The organism is Rhizobium sp. NLR8a (assembly GCF_019685235.1).
GTDB lineage: Bacteria > Pseudomonadota > Alphaproteobacteria > Rhizobiales > Rhizobiaceae > Rhizobium.
In genome coordinates this window covers 135,373-151,066 of the sequence record NZ_JABDWI010000012.1, presented here as the reverse complement: position 1 = coordinate 151,066, position 15,694 = coordinate 135,373, and the positions used below count along the sequence as shown (strand labels likewise).

At 60.7% G+C, this 15,694-nt stretch carries 17 protein-coding genes; 11 read left to right on the top strand and 6 right to left on the bottom strand.

Annotation, left to right across the window (positions count from 1 at the left end):
* Positions 1-110 precede the first annotated feature (110 nt).
* A complete protein-coding gene (locus tag HJC04_RS23160; protein WP_221147241.1) occupies positions 111-986 on the bottom strand; it encodes an aldo/keto reductase family oxidoreductase in 876 nt (291 codons plus the stop codon).
* A 97-nt stretch (positions 987-1,083) separates the two neighbouring features.
* Between HJC04_RS23160 and HJC04_RS23155 the strand changes: the two genes are divergently transcribed.
* On the top strand, positions 1,084-1,995 hold the full coding sequence (locus tag HJC04_RS23155) for a LysR family transcriptional regulator (protein ID WP_221147240.1): 912 nt from the start codon (positions 1,084-1,086) through the stop codon (positions 1,993-1,995).
* Positions 1,996-2,039: 44 nt separating this feature from the next.
* On the opposite strand, the gene HJC04_RS23150 is transcribed toward HJC04_RS23155, so the two are convergent.
* From HJC04_RS23150 to rpsU, 4 genes are read right to left on the bottom strand one after another with little or no spacing between them, the layout of a single operon-like run.
* Entirely contained in the window at positions 2,040-2,519 is a 480-nt protein-coding gene (locus tag HJC04_RS23150) for a pyridoxamine 5'-phosphate oxidase family protein (protein WP_221147239.1), read from the bottom strand.
* 60 nt (positions 2,520-2,579) lie between these two features.
* Entirely contained in the window at positions 2,580-3,149 is a 570-nt protein-coding gene (locus HJC04_RS23145; protein WP_210633545.1) for an alpha-ketoglutarate-dependent dioxygenase AlkB, read from the bottom strand.
* Positions 3,150-3,168: 19 nt separating this feature from the next.
* Positions 3,169-3,363, bottom strand: coding sequence for a hypothetical protein (locus HJC04_RS23140; RefSeq protein ID WP_210633495.1), 195 nt, complete (start codon positions 3,361-3,363; stop codon positions 3,169-3,171).
* Positions 3,364-3,410: 47 nt separating this feature from the next.
* Complete coding sequence (gene rpsU / locus HJC04_RS23135) at positions 3,411-3,644, bottom strand: 30S ribosomal protein S21 (RefSeq protein ID WP_210633496.1); 234 nt, start codon at positions 3,642-3,644, stop codon at positions 3,411-3,413.
* A gap of 598 nt (positions 3,645-4,242) precedes the next feature.
* On the opposite strand from rpsU, the gene HJC04_RS23130 reads away from it, so the two are divergent.
* From HJC04_RS23130 to HJC04_RS23110, 5 genes are all read left to right on the top strand, one after another.
* Positions 4,243-4,962 carry an Ig-like domain-containing protein gene (locus tag HJC04_RS23130; RefSeq protein ID WP_221147238.1) on the top strand — a complete coding sequence of 240 codons (720 nt, stop codon included), beginning with the start codon at positions 4,243-4,245 and terminating at the stop codon, positions 4,960-4,962.
* Between the two features lie 155 nt (positions 4,963-5,117).
* Complete coding sequence (locus HJC04_RS23125) at positions 5,118-5,306, top strand: hypothetical protein (protein ID WP_020922905.1); 189 nt, start codon at positions 5,118-5,120, stop codon at positions 5,304-5,306.
* A 408-nt stretch (positions 5,307-5,714) separates the two neighbouring features.
* Entirely contained in the window at positions 5,715-7,211 is a 1,497-nt protein-coding gene (locus HJC04_RS23120; protein WP_221147237.1) for a DUF4173 domain-containing protein, read from the top strand.
* Between the two features lie 46 nt (positions 7,212-7,257).
* Positions 7,258-7,962 carry a response regulator gene (locus HJC04_RS23115; protein ID WP_221147236.1) on the top strand — a complete coding sequence of 235 codons (705 nt, stop codon included), beginning with the start codon at positions 7,258-7,260 and terminating at the stop codon, positions 7,960-7,962.
* A complete protein-coding gene (locus tag HJC04_RS23110) occupies positions 7,962-8,984 on the top strand; it encodes a sensor histidine kinase KdpD (RefSeq protein WP_210633500.1) in 1,023 nt (340 codons plus the stop codon). The genes HJC04_RS23115 and HJC04_RS23110 overlap by 1 nt, the downstream gene beginning before the upstream one ends.
* 13 nt (positions 8,985-8,997) lie before the next feature.
* On the opposite strand, the gene HJC04_RS23105 is transcribed toward HJC04_RS23110, so the two are convergent.
* Positions 8,998-9,636, bottom strand: coding sequence for a TetR/AcrR family transcriptional regulator (locus HJC04_RS23105; protein WP_210633501.1), 639 nt, complete (start codon positions 9,634-9,636; stop codon positions 8,998-9,000).
* Positions 9,637-9,916: 280 nt separating this feature from the next.
* On the opposite strand from HJC04_RS23105, the gene HJC04_RS23100 reads away from it, so the two are divergent.
* From HJC04_RS23100 to HJC04_RS23080, 5 genes are all read left to right on the top strand, one after another.
* A complete protein-coding gene (locus HJC04_RS23100; protein WP_210633502.1) occupies positions 9,917-10,480 on the top strand; it encodes a TRAP transporter small permease in 564 nt (187 codons plus the stop codon).
* A 10-nt stretch (positions 10,481-10,490) separates the two neighbouring features.
* Entirely contained in the window at positions 10,491-11,771 is a 1,281-nt protein-coding gene (locus tag HJC04_RS23095; RefSeq protein WP_210633503.1) for a TRAP transporter large permease subunit, read from the top strand.
* 68 nt (positions 11,772-11,839) lie between these two features.
* Positions 11,840-12,856, top strand: coding sequence for a TRAP transporter substrate-binding protein (locus tag HJC04_RS23090; protein ID WP_210633504.1), 1,017 nt, complete (start codon positions 11,840-11,842; stop codon positions 12,854-12,856).
* Between the two features lie 63 nt (positions 12,857-12,919).
* Positions 12,920-13,780 carry a shikimate dehydrogenase gene (locus HJC04_RS23085; protein WP_221147235.1) on the top strand — a complete coding sequence of 287 codons (861 nt, stop codon included), beginning with the start codon at positions 12,920-12,922 and terminating at the stop codon, positions 13,778-13,780.
* A 22-nt stretch (positions 13,781-13,802) separates the two neighbouring features.
* Entirely contained in the window at positions 13,803-15,692 is a 1,890-nt protein-coding gene (locus tag HJC04_RS23080) for a bifunctional sugar phosphate isomerase/epimerase/4-hydroxyphenylpyruvate dioxygenase family protein (protein ID WP_221147234.1), read from the top strand.
* The last annotated feature ends 2 nt before the right edge of the window (positions 15,693-15,694 follow it).

Below are 15,694 nucleotides of genomic sequence, written 5' to 3'. Positions count from 1 at the left end.
GGTTGGCGCAGCCAACAAGGTGCTGCCGACCGACAGATTGCGCCGGCAGGTCCGGCAAGCTCGCTACGCCGCGCGAGAACACGGCGCAACGATTGCGCCGCCGGCAGCTGTCAGGCCGCGATGTCAGCCATATGATTCAGTTCCTCAACGGCATCATCCGGTAGCACCAATCCGGCAGCAGCGAGATTTTCCCTGAGATGGCCGAGCGACGACGTGCCCGGGATCAGCAGGATATTGGGTGCGCGGCGCAACAGCCAGGCGAGCGCCACCTGCATCGGCGTGGCGCCGAGGCGTGCGGCGACATTGGAGAGCGTGGACGATTGCAGCGGCGTAAATCCGCCGAGCGGGAAGAAGGGTACATAGGCGGTGCCTTGACGGGCGAGATCGTCGATCAGCCGGTCGTCGTTCCGATGCGCCAGATTGTACTGGTTTTGCACACAGACGATCTCGGCGATCCCGCGGCCTTCGGCGACCTGTTTTGATGTGGCGTTGCTTAAGCCCACATGACGGATCAGACCCTGCCGCTGGAGATCGGCCAGAACCGCAAGGGGTGCTTCTATCGAGCCTTCGGCCGGGCGATGCAGGTCAAATGCGATCCGGAGATTGACGACATCAAGCGCATCAAGGCCGAGGTTGCGAAGATTGTCGTGAACCGCCTGCGTCAGTTCCTGGCGCGAGAAGGCCGGAATCCAGGATCCGTCCGTGCCGCGCCGCGCGCCGACCTTGGTGACGATGACGAGATCGTCGCCGTAGGGATGGAGCGCTTCACGGATGATCTGATTGGTGACGTGCGGGCCGTAGAAATCGCTGGTGTCGATATGGTTCACACCACTTGCGACCGCCTCGCGCAGCACTGCCAGGGCGGTGTCATGATCCCTGGGCGGACCGAACACGCCAGGCCCTGCAAGCTGCATGGCGCCATAGCCAAGTCGCCTCACCGTGCGGTCGCCGATAGTGAATGTGTCGGACTGATTTATGATGGACATGATCTCGCTCCTTTCAAGAGATGAGGCCAAACTTACTCCTTGGCGGTGCGTATGATAACCGAGTACAATGCGCACAGGCTGTGCGGAGTGGCGAACAGTGAAAGCAGACCTGAGTGACCTCAACGCCTTCGTCGCAGTGGCGCGGGCGGGTGGTTTTCGCGAGGCAGCGCGCGCCAGTGGCAGCAGCGCCTCCTTCTTGAGCGAAGCGGTGCGTCGCCTGGAGGCCGATCTTGACGTCAGGCTCTTCAATCGCACGACCCGTAGCGTCGTTGCGACCGATGCCGGCAAGGGTCTGCTGGAGCGGCTCGGCCCTGCATTGACGGAGGTGGAGGCCGCGCTCGACGTGGTCAACCGTTTTCGCGACAGGCCGGCTGGTTCGCTGCGCCTCAATGTGCCGGTCAGCGCTGCACGGCTGGTGCTGCCCGCCATCGTCCCGCCATTCCTAGCCGCCTACCCCGACATTCGCCTGGAGATCGTCGCCGAGGAGAGCTTTGTCGACGTGCTCGCTGCCGGGTGTGACGCCGGCATCCGTTATGACGAGCGGCTGGAGCAGGATATGATCGCGATTCCGATCGGTCCGCGCTACCAGCGCTTTGCCACTGCGGCGTCGCCTGCTTATCTCGACCGCCACGGGCGGCCGCAACATCCGAGGGAACTTCTCGGCCATGCCTGCTTGCTGGGCCGTTTTGCCAGTGGTGCGCTGACGACCCCATGGGAATATGAGCGGGACGGTGAAGTCGTGCGGGTCGAACCGACCGGCCCATTGATCGTCAGGGTCGGTGGGGCGACCGATCTTTCCATCGACGCGGCGATCGCGGGCACAGGAATCATCTGCATTTTCGAAGACTGGCTGCGCCCGCATTTCGACAGCGGCGTCCTCGAGCCCATCCTCGAGCCGTGGTGGCAGCGCTTTTCAGGACCGTTTCTCTATTATCCCGGCCGGCGTCTGGTGCCTGCGCCGCTCAGGGCATTCATCGACTTCGTCAAGGCATCGGCCGGCCGGGCTTGATGTCCTTCGGCGAGCGGCATGCCTTCGGCCTTCGCGCCTATGTGTCAGAGCGTGACCTCGGCATTGTCGCCCATATCCGGTTTGCTGTTGGTGACCGCTGCGGCCGCCATTTTAATATAGCTGATGATGGTGCCGGGGCTGTCCCAATATTCAGCCGAAGACGGGGTAACCTTGAGGATGCGGATGGAGGGATCGTCGGGATTGTCCCACCATGCTTTTGCCGGCGTTACCCATAATTCACGGATCTTTTCGCGGTCGTTCTGCACCTCGGCCGTCCCCGATACGGAAACATATTTCTGTGCCTTGGTGTCAGCAAAGGCCAGGCAGACATTCGGCCAGCGGGCGACCTCGTCGTCCTTGTGACTGGCTAGATCAGTCAGAAAATAGACTGCATTTTCGAGTTGCGCGCTATAGACAGACATTGGTCGGGCGCGCAGATCGTCGCCGTTGCGGGTGGTCAACATGCAGAACCCTATTCTGTCGATCAACTCCCACACCCGTGTCGCGTCATCCTGCTCGGCCATCGTCATCTCCATTGTGGGAAAGACGGATTAACCATTGGCTTGAGCCAATGTTCCCGCTGTTTATGCGGCCAACTCCCGGAAGGTGATCGAGTAACGCAGTCGGTCGACAGGCGGGATGGAATGCTCCCAGAGCGTTCTTGAGGCGCCGGCCATGAGATAGGCGGAGCCGGGTTCAAGCACGAGCGATCGTCGCTGCCACTTGTCGCCGTTCCGGCGCCTCAGCCTGAAGGTGCAGGACGAAAGCAGGGAGATGCCGACGACGCGGCCGAACACGGCTTTATCCTTATGCCAGCCGATCGGCGCGCCAGGTGCGTATTCCGTCACGAGAGCATGTTCCAGCGCCTCCGGCGCGATATTCGCGAAGCATGCGGCGATCTCGCGAATGGGGAGCAGCCATGAGGGTATTTCCCCTGCTTTTCTCATGCGCTGACTGTCGAAGTCGTATTTCCAGCCGAAGGAGACCGTCCTGCGCTTGCCTTCGAACCCGTGGAAGTCGAAGGCTTTGAACGGCAGGGCCGGTATCGCTTCGAGAGCTGAGCGCTGCAGATCGACGGGCACAATATCCCGGATATATCGGAAACCCTCGGGAAAACCGTCGTCGGCCACACCAAAGAGATCCTTCTGCGCCATCATGGTCACCGCTCGCTCCTCAATGCACGCTCGGGGTTTCCATGACCATCGCGAAATCTTCTGCGACCAATTCGCTGACCGCTATGAGGATTTCCTCCCGTGAAAAGCCCGATGTCAGTGCGTGCTGGATCAACTCCTGTAAATCCGGCTCCACGACATCGCGACAATCCTCGAGGCGTTCCTCCGAAATGGTGAGGCTATTCAATTCGTCCATTGTCTATCCTTTCGGCAAATGTAACCGCTGAGGCCGGGGGCAGGATTCTAACGCGCGGCCGTCCGCTTGCGCCCGACCAACAGCCCTTCGCGCTGCATCTTCTTGCGTGCAGCCTTTCGCTGCCGGCTGATCGCTTGCGCTTTTTCCCGGAGGCGGCGTTCCGACGGTTTCTCATAGGCGCGCCGTTCCTTCATTTCGGGAAACAGCCCTTCGCGCTGCATTTTCTTCTTCAAGGCCCTGAGGGCCTGATCGACATTGTTGTCTCTGACGAGTACCTGCATGTCGGATTCTCCTTGTTGGATGAGTGTCGATCGTCTTTCAGCCGAACTGCGCGGCGATCGGCGTCTACATTCGCTGCGGCTAAAGAGGCTGAAATGCCTGGCCTACGGCCGCAATCGCAGTCGCTGTGTTTCGTCGCTCAAAAAGAAATCCCCTGCCGGCCGCGGCCGGATTTATCATTTGTTGCTGGGATTGCCCATAGCGCGCGCGATGACGCCCACCGCCGATCCTTTACGTTCTTTGACGAGTCGGCACTGCTTGAGTGACCGATGGGATCGGGTTCGGCTCTAAAAATAGGTGGCGGCGATGGGGATTGCAATGGTGTGCGGGCACCATAAAGCAGCACCAGAAAAACGCCGTCGTAACCTAGTCGCCCCAGAAGTTCCTTCAAGTTTACCGCGTGTAAATTGTTCTAAATTGCTTCAAATTTGATTGAAGCGGCGTACGTAATGGTCGTTTTATGAAGCGACGACACACGTTATAGGTGAATTTTAACCTTTCGTTAAATAACCCGTTGACTTGAAGTATTAATAAGTTGTTAAAGAAGCCGCTCTCAAGAGGTCAAATTGGCCCGTTAATATACAATTTTAGGAGAAACTAATGGCTTCGCCGATTCACGCAACTGATGATAGTGCAACATTTCAAGAAACTGACGTAATTTCCGGAAATCTGCTTTCCAACGATTCGTCCGACAACGGACACTTGTTCCTGCGCGCCTTCGACGGCGCCAGCGTTGGCGCCAAGAGCGGCTTGAGCCAGATCACCGAAATTCACGGTGAGTACGGCACGTTCTTCGTCAAGCCGGATGGCAGCTATACCTATGTTCTGAGCGATGCCGCCAAGATCGGCTTCACCAACGGTGAAACGCTGACCGAGCGGGTCACCTACAAGATTTCCGACGGCAGCGGTCATACAGATGTTGGCGTGTTCTCCCTGAACATACAGGGCGTTACCCAGGTAAAGCCGATCGCTGTTGACGATACCTACAGCTTCACCGAAGGCAGCGTCATCGGCGGCAACGTTCTCGACAACGACATTGCCGGCGACAACGGCAAGCTGTTTCTCCGTCAGTTCCTGAGCACGAAGGTGGACTCCAAGGCAGATGCCGTAACTGACGTTCAGGGCACCTACGGCATGTTCCACGTCAAGGCCGACGGCTCGTTCACCTATGATCTGACGAGCGATCTGAACGATGGGCAGACCTACACGGAAGTTCTCCGCTATTACAAGATCTCCGACGGGGAAGGCCACACGGACACTGCCCTGGTGACGCTCAACATCCTCGGCACGGACGCTCATCCCGACGGCGTTGGTGTTTGATCCGCAGCAGTAGATCAGTGAGACAAGATGCCCGCCGCGCAATCGGCGGGCTTTTTTATATGCGCCGTTCCTCAATGATTGGCAGACATAACCCTTTTTAGCTAGTTCTTATAAAAGATCGGCAGGCGTAGTCTCGAGGTTCGGAGGACACGCCCTTGACCGAACACATCGAACCCAAGCAGATCGAAACGGACGATCTGACGAAAGTCTGGTCCGTAACCGAGTTCTGCGCTCGCCATCGGATAGATGTCGAGGAGCAAGCGTTGTTGCTCAAACTCTTCGGACCATTCGCGACAGCCTGCGAGTTGCTCCATAATGCCAGGCGTGCGCCTCGATACCGATGAGGTCCTCGCTCGCCGACCGGCGATATTCCCCGCTTCCTTAATCGATCTCGACTTGCCATCCCGGGAACCGGCAGAAGCACCACCTGATCGGGTGGCCTTCGTTGTCGTGCTTCCGAGGGATTGGTGAATTCCCATCCGCCGTCACGCCCGCTGAGCTGGAGCGCCCCTCCATGACCTCCCGGATCGGACAATCTCCTGAATTGCTCCTCACTCTCTGCACAAAATCTGCAATCCGGCGCGGCATCTTCCCGCCATGAGCAAAAATGATATCCCGCCGCGCCTCACATCGCCCACCTTGCCGGATCGCCTCCGCGAGGACGGGTGGTGGCTGATCGAGGTTCCTATCGAGGCAAGGTCGGGAAATAGGCTCGTCGTGATCGAAAAACGGCATTTGCGAGAGGAGCACCAATGGACGCAGCCGAGATCCTGACACCACCGATGCGCATCAGGCGCGGCAGCGGCCGGGTCGCCGCTCTGCTTGCGCTGGTGGCGCTTGCCGACTTTCTGATTTTTGGCCACACCCCCGGGATCAATCTTTTCCTCTTTGCTGTTGCGGTCTGCGTCGGCATTCAGTTCTCGGCGCGCAAGCCGCCATCGCCTTCGACGGCGGCTCTTCTCGTGAGCTTTCTGGTCCTGGCTGCGGCTCCCCTGCTGGAAGCGACCTCACTCACGGGCCTTGCCTTTTGCCTCGGCGCGCTGATGTTGGTTGCTCTCATCAGCGCCAAGCTCATGCCTCGCCGGCCAACCGCGCTGCCTCTGGTATTTTGCCGTTTCGCACTTGTCATTCCCTTGCGACTTGTCGGGGATATCAGGAAATATCTTGCGACACCGGGTAAACATCTATCCCTAACCGGCGTTCAGCAGAGCATTGCCCTCTGGATCATGCCTCTCGTTCTCGCCGCGGTCTTCGTGTCTCTCTTTGCGGCTGCGAACCCGCTTATCGAGATCGCGTTGCGGAGCATCGATTTCGGCATTCTGCTGCAGTTCCTCGACCCTTGGCGGATCGGCTTCTGGTTGATGACCGCCATCGTGGTTTGGGCGATGCTGCGGCCGCGTTTGAAGCGGCGTGATGCGCGGTCGCAGGCCGGCAGGGCGTTCATGATCGTGCCCTCCAAAAATGCGCCGCTCGGCCACGCCTCGCTGCTGCGGTCGCTCGCCCTGTTCAATGCCGTCTTTGCCGTGCAGACACTCCTTGATCTCGTCTATCTCTGGGGCGGCGCGGATCTGCCGGATCACATGAGTCATGCTGAATATGCACATCGCGGCGCCTATCCCCTGATTGCGACCGCGCTTCTGGCCGCCGGCTTCGTCCTCGTTGCCATGCGGCGCGGCGGCCCCGGCGATTATAGTCCGCTCATCCGTGGCCTCGTCCACGCCTGGATCGCCCAGAACGTCCTTCTCTGCCTGTCGTCGATGCTGCGGCTCGGGCTTTACGTCGAGGCCTATTCGCTGACCGAACTGCGTGTCGCCGCCGGTCTCTGGATGGGGCTCGTCGCCATCGGCCTTGTGCTGATCCTGCTGCGCATTCTGCTCAATCGATCCAACCAGTGGCTGATCGCCGCCAACCTCGCCTCTCTCGTGACGGTCCTCTACATCAGCGCCTTCATTGATTTCCCGGCGTTCATCGCCCGCTTCAACGTCAAGCATAGCCAGGAGATCAGCCAGGAAGGCGCGCCGCTCGACCTTGCCTATCTCTCCTCGCTTGGCCCCTCCGTCATTCCGGCGCTCGATCTTTATCTCAGCATGCTGCCGGAACACCTGATCGACCGGAGGAGCGAAGCGGTGACAGTTCGGTACTACCTCGCCAGGAATTTCGGAATGCGCCGGAGTGACTGGCGGAACTGGACCTTCCGGGCGGCGCGGCTGGAGAGCTATCTTCTGGCCCCTGCAGCCATTGCAAGATAGGACGAGAACGATAACAACAGGCACGACAACCAGTACAGGACCGGTGATGGCGCCCCGCATTCTCGTCGTCGATGACGAGCCTCATATCCGCGATGTGATTTGCTTTGCTCTCGATCGTGCCGACTTGGCATCGATGGCGGTCCGCAACGGCACCGAGGCGATGGCGGCTTTCCGCCGCGGCAACATCGATCTGATCATTCTCGACATCGGTATGCCCGGTATGGACGGTCTGGAAGTCTGCCGTCAGATCCGCACGACGTCAGGATTGCCGATCCTGTTTCTGTCGGCGCGCGACGAGGAGATTGACAGGATATTGGGGCTCGAAATCGGCGGGGACGACTATGTGACGAAGCCTTTCAGCCCGCGTGAACTCGTGGCGCGGGTGAAGGCGATCCTGAAGCGCAGTGGCAGTGAAGCGGGGCCTGACAGGCGCCACGCCACGCTCGTCGCCGGCGAGCTCAGCCTGGATCGCGCCGGCAGGACCGTTATGTTCGGCAAGTGCGCTATTGCGATGACGGCGCTCGAATTCGCCATCCTGGACGCATTGCTGTCACGGCCCGGTATGGTCTTCAGCCGCGAGCAATTGATGGAGGCGGCCTACGGCGCCGGCACCTATGTCGCCGATCGCACGATCGACAGCCATATCCGCAATATCAGGGCCAAGTTCGCTGCCGCCGGCGGCTCCGGGGTCATCGCAACGGTTCACGGCATCGGCTTCAAGCTCGGCGGTGAAATCGGGAGGAAGGCGTGATGCCGGCGCCGAAGGTCAGGGTGAAATGGCGGCCGCCGCTGGCGCTGATCGTCTACGCGGTGCTTCTCACGGTGATGGCGCTGCCTGTCCTGATCGTCATCTGGTTTCGCGCCACCGAGGCGAGCGCGAACCGGATGGAGCCGGTGGAGATCATCGCCCTCGTCGTCGTCCTCGTGCTGACGCTCGCCGTCGCCTATGTGCTGACGCGCACCATCACCGGTCCCATCGACGCCCTGATCGCCCGGACGGATGAGATCGCCCGCGGCGGCAAGGCAGCAATCCGTCCGCTTGAAAGCTATGGAACGCGGGAGATCGCCGTGTTGTCGCAGAGTTTCCTCGATCTCGCGGGAAAACTGGTCGACCGCACCGAATATGTCCGCTCCTTTGCCGCACATGTGTCCCACGAATTGAAATCGCCGCTGACGGCCATTCGGGGCGCGGCGGAGCTTCTGCGCGATGATGATGCCGACAGGGCAATGACGAAGGCGCAACGCCTGCACTTTCTGGACAACATCGCCGCCGACGCTGTCCGTCTCGACGCATTGCTGCAGCGGCTGAGGGAACTTGCGCAGGCGGAAATGCCGATGACCGGGGGCGGAAGCAGCATTGCAAGCGTCATGGCCCTACTGCGCCAGCGATTTCCCGCTCTTGATATCTCAGGGACAGGCGATACGGAAGCATTGATTGCGCTTCCCGACGAGGCGGCCATCATCGTCTTCGCCAACCTTGCCGCCAACGCCCTTCAGCACGGCGCCGCGCTGCTTGAATTCACAGTGTCGGCCGACGCGCGAACGGCCCTCATTCTCGTCCGTGACGACGGCGGCGGTATTTCCGAGGCAAACCGCGACCGCATCTTTCAGCCGTTCTTCTCGACCCGCCGCGAAGAGGGCGGCACCGGCATGGGGCTCGGCATCGTCCATGCCATGCTCAGCTCCCACGGCGGCACGATTCACCTTCGGCAGACGACCGGCGCCGGCGCTGAATTCGAGATTGCGATACCCTTGCTTTCCCAGCGCGGCTGAGGAGACCGCGCCGTCAGCTTTTCAGATAGCTGACGACGGCATCGGCGATCATTCCGCGATGGCGTTCGATGGTGTCACCGTCCGAGAGGTTGCGCCGGAAGATCGTGCCGAACGTATAACGGTTCGAGACGCGGAAGAAGCAGAAGGCGCTGATCATCATATGGATGTCGATCGGGTCGGCCTTCCGCCGGAAAACACCCTGGTCGAAGCCGCGCTGCAAAATGCCGGCAATGGTTTCGATGACCGAGACGTTGAGATCGCGGATCGCCTCGGAGCGAAGCATATGGGCGGCATGATGGATGTTCTCGATGCTGACGAGACGGACGAAATCGGGATTAGCCTCGTCGTGATCGAAGGTCGTTGAAATCAGCGTCCGCAACGCCTCTTCCGGCTCGAGATTGGACAGATGCAGATCGGATTCCAGCGAGCGTATCTTGCGGTAGGACTGCTCGAGGACGGCAAGATAGAGCCCTTCCTTGCTGCCGAAATAATAATAGATCATCCGCTTCGAGGTGCGCGTCTTCTCGGCGATCGCGTCGACGCGGGCGCCGGCAAGCCCATGGGTCGAGAATTCCTCGGTTGCGACGAGGAGGATATCTTCCTTCGTCTGCTGTGGATCGTTCTTTCGGCCGTTTTCGCCCCGTTCCGCCATGAGCCTGATTGCCGATCCTCTAACTTATTGTCGTGCATAAGGAATTCAGACTGTGGGCGGCGTTCAAGGCGAACGTCTCCATCTGTCTTTCCGTCAGTCTTATTCACCTTGACCGCATGTTTCAATAGATGACGCTTGACATACGAACTAGTTAGTACATTTTAGAGGCGCGACAATGGAGGAATTGATCGCGACGGCAATTGTTCGGTCACGGCACGCTTTCGCATGTCTGACGGATGGTCGGCGGACGGCCTGAACAAGGCCGGGCTTGGAGGAGCGAATGACCCGTATTATCGACTTTTATTTCTTCGCACTGAAAGCGACGATCGCCCTGTTGCTGGCGGGCATGGTCGTCCTCGTCTTCGGGAACGTCGTACTACGTTATGCCTTCAACCAAGGCATCACCTCGTCGGAAGAGCTGTCGCGCATCTTTTTCATATGGCTTACTTTCCTCGGCGCGGTGGTGGCAATGCGCGAGCATGCCCATCTCGGCGTCGACTCCCTCATCGTCCGCCTCCCGAAACCCCTCGCCAAGCTCGCCGTGCTCCTCGGCTATGGAATGATGCTGGTCGCCACCTGGCTGATGATCAGCGGCAGCTGGGCCCAGACGCAGATCAACCTTCACGTCTCGGCACCGGCGACGGGCATTTCGATGGGCGTCTTCTACGGCGCGGGGCTCGCCTTTGGCGTGCCGGCCTTTTTCATCCTTCTCTGGGACGCTTTTGCCATCGTGACCGACCGCATTGACGTGACGACCGCTGAGCTCGTGCGCGACAGCGAGGAACAGGCGACACTCGAGGATCCCGCGCAGACGGCCTTCCGCGTTCTGAAGCCGAAACACTGAGGAGCGCGTCATGACCGTCACGATCTTCCTCGGCGCCCTTCTCGGCCCCATGGCGCTCGGCGTTCCGATCGCCTTTGCCCTCATCATCACAGGCGTGGCGCTGATGATGTATCTCGGCATGTTCGATGCGCAGATCGTCGCGCAGAACGTGCTGAACGGCGCCGACAGCTTTCCGCTGATGGCCGTGCCTTTCTTCCTTCTCGCCGGCGAGGTGATGAACACAGGCGGCCTTTCGCGCCGCATCGTCAATCTCGCCATGGCCATGGTCGGCCATATCAGGGGCGGCCTTGGCTTTGTCGCCATCTTCGCGGCCTGTGTGCTGTCGAGCCTTTCCGGATCGGCCGTCGCCGATGCGGCCGCGCTTGGCGCCCTGCTCTTCCCGATGATGCTGAAATCGGGCCATGATCCGGCTCGCGCCGGCGGCCTGCTCGCTTCCGCCTCGATCATCGGCCCGATCATCCCGCCCTCGATCGGCTTCATCCTTTATGGCGTCATCGGCGGGGTCTCGATCACCAAGCTGTTCCTGGCCGGCATTTTCCCAGGCCTGATGATCGGCGCGGCCCTTTGCGTCACCTGGCTGATCGTGGCGCGCAAGGAGCAGTTCGCCCTGCCGCCGAAGCAAAGCAGCGCGGTGCGGATGAAGGCATTCGCCGAGAGCATCTGGGCGCTGATGCTTCCCCTGTTCATCATCTTCGGCCTGAAGTTCGGCGTGTTCACGCCGACCGAAGCCGGCGTCGTCGCGGCTGTCTATTCGCTCTTCGTATCGATGGTCGTCTATCGGGAACTGCCGCCGTCGCGGCTGTTCGAGGTCTTCGTCGCGGCCGCGAAAATCACCTCGGTGGTGATGTTTCTGGTGGCCTGCGCCGCCGTTTCGGCCTGGCTGATCACCGTCGCCGACGTGCCTGGCGAACTCGCCGCTCTCGTCGAACCGCTTATGGATAATCAGACACTGCTGCTGCTTGCCATCATGGTGCTGATCGTCGTCGTCGGTACCGCCATGGACATGACGCCGACGATCCTCGTCATGACGCCGGTGTTGATGCCGATCATCAAGCAGGCGGGAATCGATCCTGTCTATTTCGGTGTGCTGTTCATCATCAATAATTCGATCGGGCTGATAACGCCGCCGGTCGGTACGGTGCTTAACGTCATCTGCGGCGTGTCGAAGCTTTCGATGGAGGATCTGATGAAGGGCGTCATTCCCTTCATGATCGCCGAACTGATCGTTCTCTTTCTGCTCGTCCTTTTTCCCACACTGGTGACCGCGCCGGTCGCCTGGTTCGGGCACTGACTTCGCTTGCGGCGATGGAATTTCAACATGGCCGGAGGGAGATGCCGGCCTCATCCTGGGAGGAAAACATGCTGACTAGATTGACGAAACTGGCTCTGGGGCTGGCCCTGCCGATTGCCCTCCTGGCAAGCGGCCCTGCCATGGCCGAAATTCGCGAACACAGCCTCAAATTCGCCGCCGCCAACAACAAAGGCCATCCCCAGGTCATGGGCATGGAGAAGTTCGCCGAACTGGTGAAGGAAAAGAGCGGCGGCAAGATCGAGGTCAAGCTGTTTCCGGGCGGCGTGCTCGGCGGCGACGTCCAGACCGTATCGGCGCTGCAGGGCGGCGTGATCGAGATGACGGTGCTCAACGCCGGTATTCTCGCCAGCAACGTCAAGCAGTTCGGCGCTGTCGACCTGCCCTTCCTCTTCAACAGCGGCGAAGAGGCCGACAAGGTGATGGACGGCGCCTTCGGCACTGACCTGATGAAGCTCCTGCCCGACACCGGCCTCGTCGGTCTCGGTTATTGGGAGCTCGGCTTCCGCAACCTCACCAACAACCGCCATCCCGTCACCAAGCTCGAGGATATCAAGGGCCTGAAGATCCGCACGATCCAGTCGCCGATCCCGATCGAACTCTTCAACAGCCTCGGGGCCAATGCCGTGCCGCTGCCCTATACGGAACTCTATACCGCGCTTGAGACCGGCACCGTCGACGGCCAGGAGAACCCAGCCGCCAACATCATAAACGCCAAGTTCTTCGAAGTGCAGAAGTACATGACGATTACCCGTCACCAGTACAATCCGCAGATCGTGCTCATCAGCAAGAAGTTCTGGGACGGCCTGAACGATGAGGAAAAGGCGGTCTTCCAGTCCGCCGCGACGGAAGCCCGCGACTATCAGCGCAAGGTGTCCAGGGAAAAGGATGCCAACGCGATCGCGGAAATCAAGAAGACCGGCATGGAAGTCGCCGAACTCAGCCCCGAAGAGACGCAGAAGCTGCGCGACGCCGTCAAACCGCTGATCGACAAGTTCACGGCTGAGATCGGCGCGGAGACCGTCACGCAGCTCTTCAAGGAACTCGACACGGTTCGCGGCAAGTAAGCGGAACCGGGCCCGCAGCGATCCTGAGGGCCTTTCCCACCACGAGCAAACGGGACCTGGCGCATGGCCGAGACACTGCTGAAACCGCTGAAGGCCGGGCTGATCGGCTCCGGCATCCAGGCCTCGCTGACGCCTGCCATGCATATGGAGGAAGGTGCGGCCCAGGGGCTGGATTACGATTATGAGCTGATCGATCTCATCAAGCTGAACGCCTCGCCGGCCGATCTTCCGCGGCTGGTCGCGGATGCCGAAGCGCGCGGCCTTGCCGGCCTCAATATCACCCATCCCTGCAAGCAGCTCGTCATTGCGCTGCTCGACGAACTGTCGCCGGAAGCCCGGGCGCTCGGCGCCGTCAATACCGTCGTCCTGAAGGACAACAGGCGCTTCGGGCATAATACCGACTGGTGGGGCTTCGCCGAGAGTTTCCGGCGCGGACTGCCGCAGGCCGATCTTTCCTCGGCCGTGCAGCTCGGAGCAGGCGGAGCGGGTGTCGCAACCGCCTATGCGATCCTGACGCTCGGCCTGAAGAGACTGACGGTCTTCGATCGCGAGCATGAGCGCGCCGTCGACCTGGCGGAAACGATGTCCCCGCTCTTTACCGATGCGTCGATCACCGCCGGCGGCGACCTCGAGGCAGCGATGAAGGCGGCATCCGGCTTGATCCACGCGACGCCGACCGGCATGGCCAAATATCCCGGCACGCCGCTTCCGCCCGAACTCCTGGAAAGGCGGCATTGGGTTGCCGAAATCGTCTACTTCCCCCTGGAGACAGAGCTATTACGGCAAGCGAGGCAGCGCGGCTGCCGGACGCTTGATGGCGGCGGCATGGCGGTCTTTCAGGCGGTCGGCGCCTTTCGCGTGATTACCGGCAGGGAGCCGAATGCCGGTCGCATGCTTGCGCATTTCAAGACCATGACGACTTAACGCTCTCGCAAGGACCACTGCGATGAAGACATCGATTGCGACTGTTTCGCTGAGCGGCGACCTCCGCGACAAGCTGGAGGCGATCGCCAAGGCGGGTTTCGACGGGGTGGAGATCTTCGAGAATGATTTCCTGATTTTCGACGAAAGCCCGAAGGAGGTCGGCCGGATGGTGCGCGATCTCGGCATGGAGATCACGCTCTTTCAGCCGTTTCGTGATTTCGAAGGCATGCCGGAGCCGCTGCGCAGCCGCACCTTCGACCGGGCGGAGCGCAAGTTCGACCTCATGCAGGACATGGGCACCGATCTCGTGCTGGTCTGCTCCAACGTCTCGCCGGCATCACTCGGCGGTCTCGACCGGGCCGCGGCGGATTTTCGTGAACTCGGCGAGCGCGCCGCCAAACGCGGCCTGCGCGTCGGCTATGAGGCGCTCGCCTGGGGCCGCCACATCCACGACCATCGCGATGCCTGGGAGATCGTCCGGCGGGCCGATCATCCCAATATCGGCCTGATCCTCGACAGCTTTCATACCCTCTCGCGCAAGATCGACGTCAATTCGATCCGGTCGATCCCGAAGGAAAAGATCTTCATCATCCAGCTTGCCGATGCGCCGCTGATCGACATGGACCTGCTCTATTGGAGCCGGCATTTCCGCAACATGCCGGGTGAAGGCGATCTGCCGGTGCTCGACTTCATGAAGGCTGTGGCGGCAACCGGCTATGACGGCTATCTCTCGCTGGAGATCTTCAACGACCAGTTCCGCGGCGGTTCGCCGAACGCGATTGCCGTCGACGGCCGCCGCTCGCTGCTCTACCTCGGTGACCAGGTGAAGCGCCAGCAGCCGGAGAGCGCACTGCTGGTGCCTTCAATGCCGCCGCGCGCTGCCGTCGAGGGCGTCGCTTTCGTGGAGTTCACCGCCGACGAGGACGAGGCGCGGGAACTCGAGGCGCTGTTTGCAAGCCTTGGTTTCCGGCAGGCGGCGAGACACAAGACCAAGCGAGTGGCGGTTTTCCGCCAGGGTGCCATCAATCTCGTGATCAACACCGAGCCAAAGGGCTTTGCCAGCGCCTCCTACGCCGTCCACGGGACTTCCGCCTACGCCGCGGGCTTGATGGTCGACGATGCCAAGGCAGCCTTGCAGCGCGCGCTCGCACTTGGCGCCGAACGGTTCGAACAATCGCTGGATACAGGCGAGATCGAAATGCCGGCGGTGCGCGGCGTGGGTGGCGGCGTCCTCTATTTCCTCGACCGCAAGACCGAGCTTGGCCGCATTTGGGAGATCGAATTCGATGCGGTCGAGGATGATGCCGCTCCGCAGCCGGCGGGGCTGCAATCGATCGATCATATGGCGCAGACGATGAAATATGAGGAACTGCTGACCTGGCTGCTGTTCTACACCTCGCTCGTCGAGGCTGAGAAGACACCGATGGTCGATATCGTCGATCCCTCCGGCATCGTCCGCAGTCAGGTGGTGGAGAACAGCGAAGGATCTTTGCGCATCACCATGAACGGGGCGGAAAACCGCAACACGCTCGCCGGCCGCTTCATCGCCGAGACCTTCGGCTCCGGCATCCAGCATCTTGCCTTCAGGACCGACGACATCTTCGCCACTGCCGCTGCCCTTGCCGGCAACGGCTTCGTTGCGCTGGCGATTTCGCCGAACTATTATGACGATCTCGAAGCGCGCTTCGGCCTCGACGCCGAATTTGCCGATCGCCTCAAGGCCAACAACATCCTCTACGACCGCGATGACGCCGGCGAATATTTTCAGCTCTATAGCCCCACCTATGGCGAGGGCCTGTTTTTCGAGATCGTCGAGCGGCGCGGTTATCGTGGTTATGGCGCTGCGAACGCCATTTTCAGAATTGCGGCGCTGAGGAAACATCTGAGACCGGCAGGCCTGCCCCGCACCTGAGA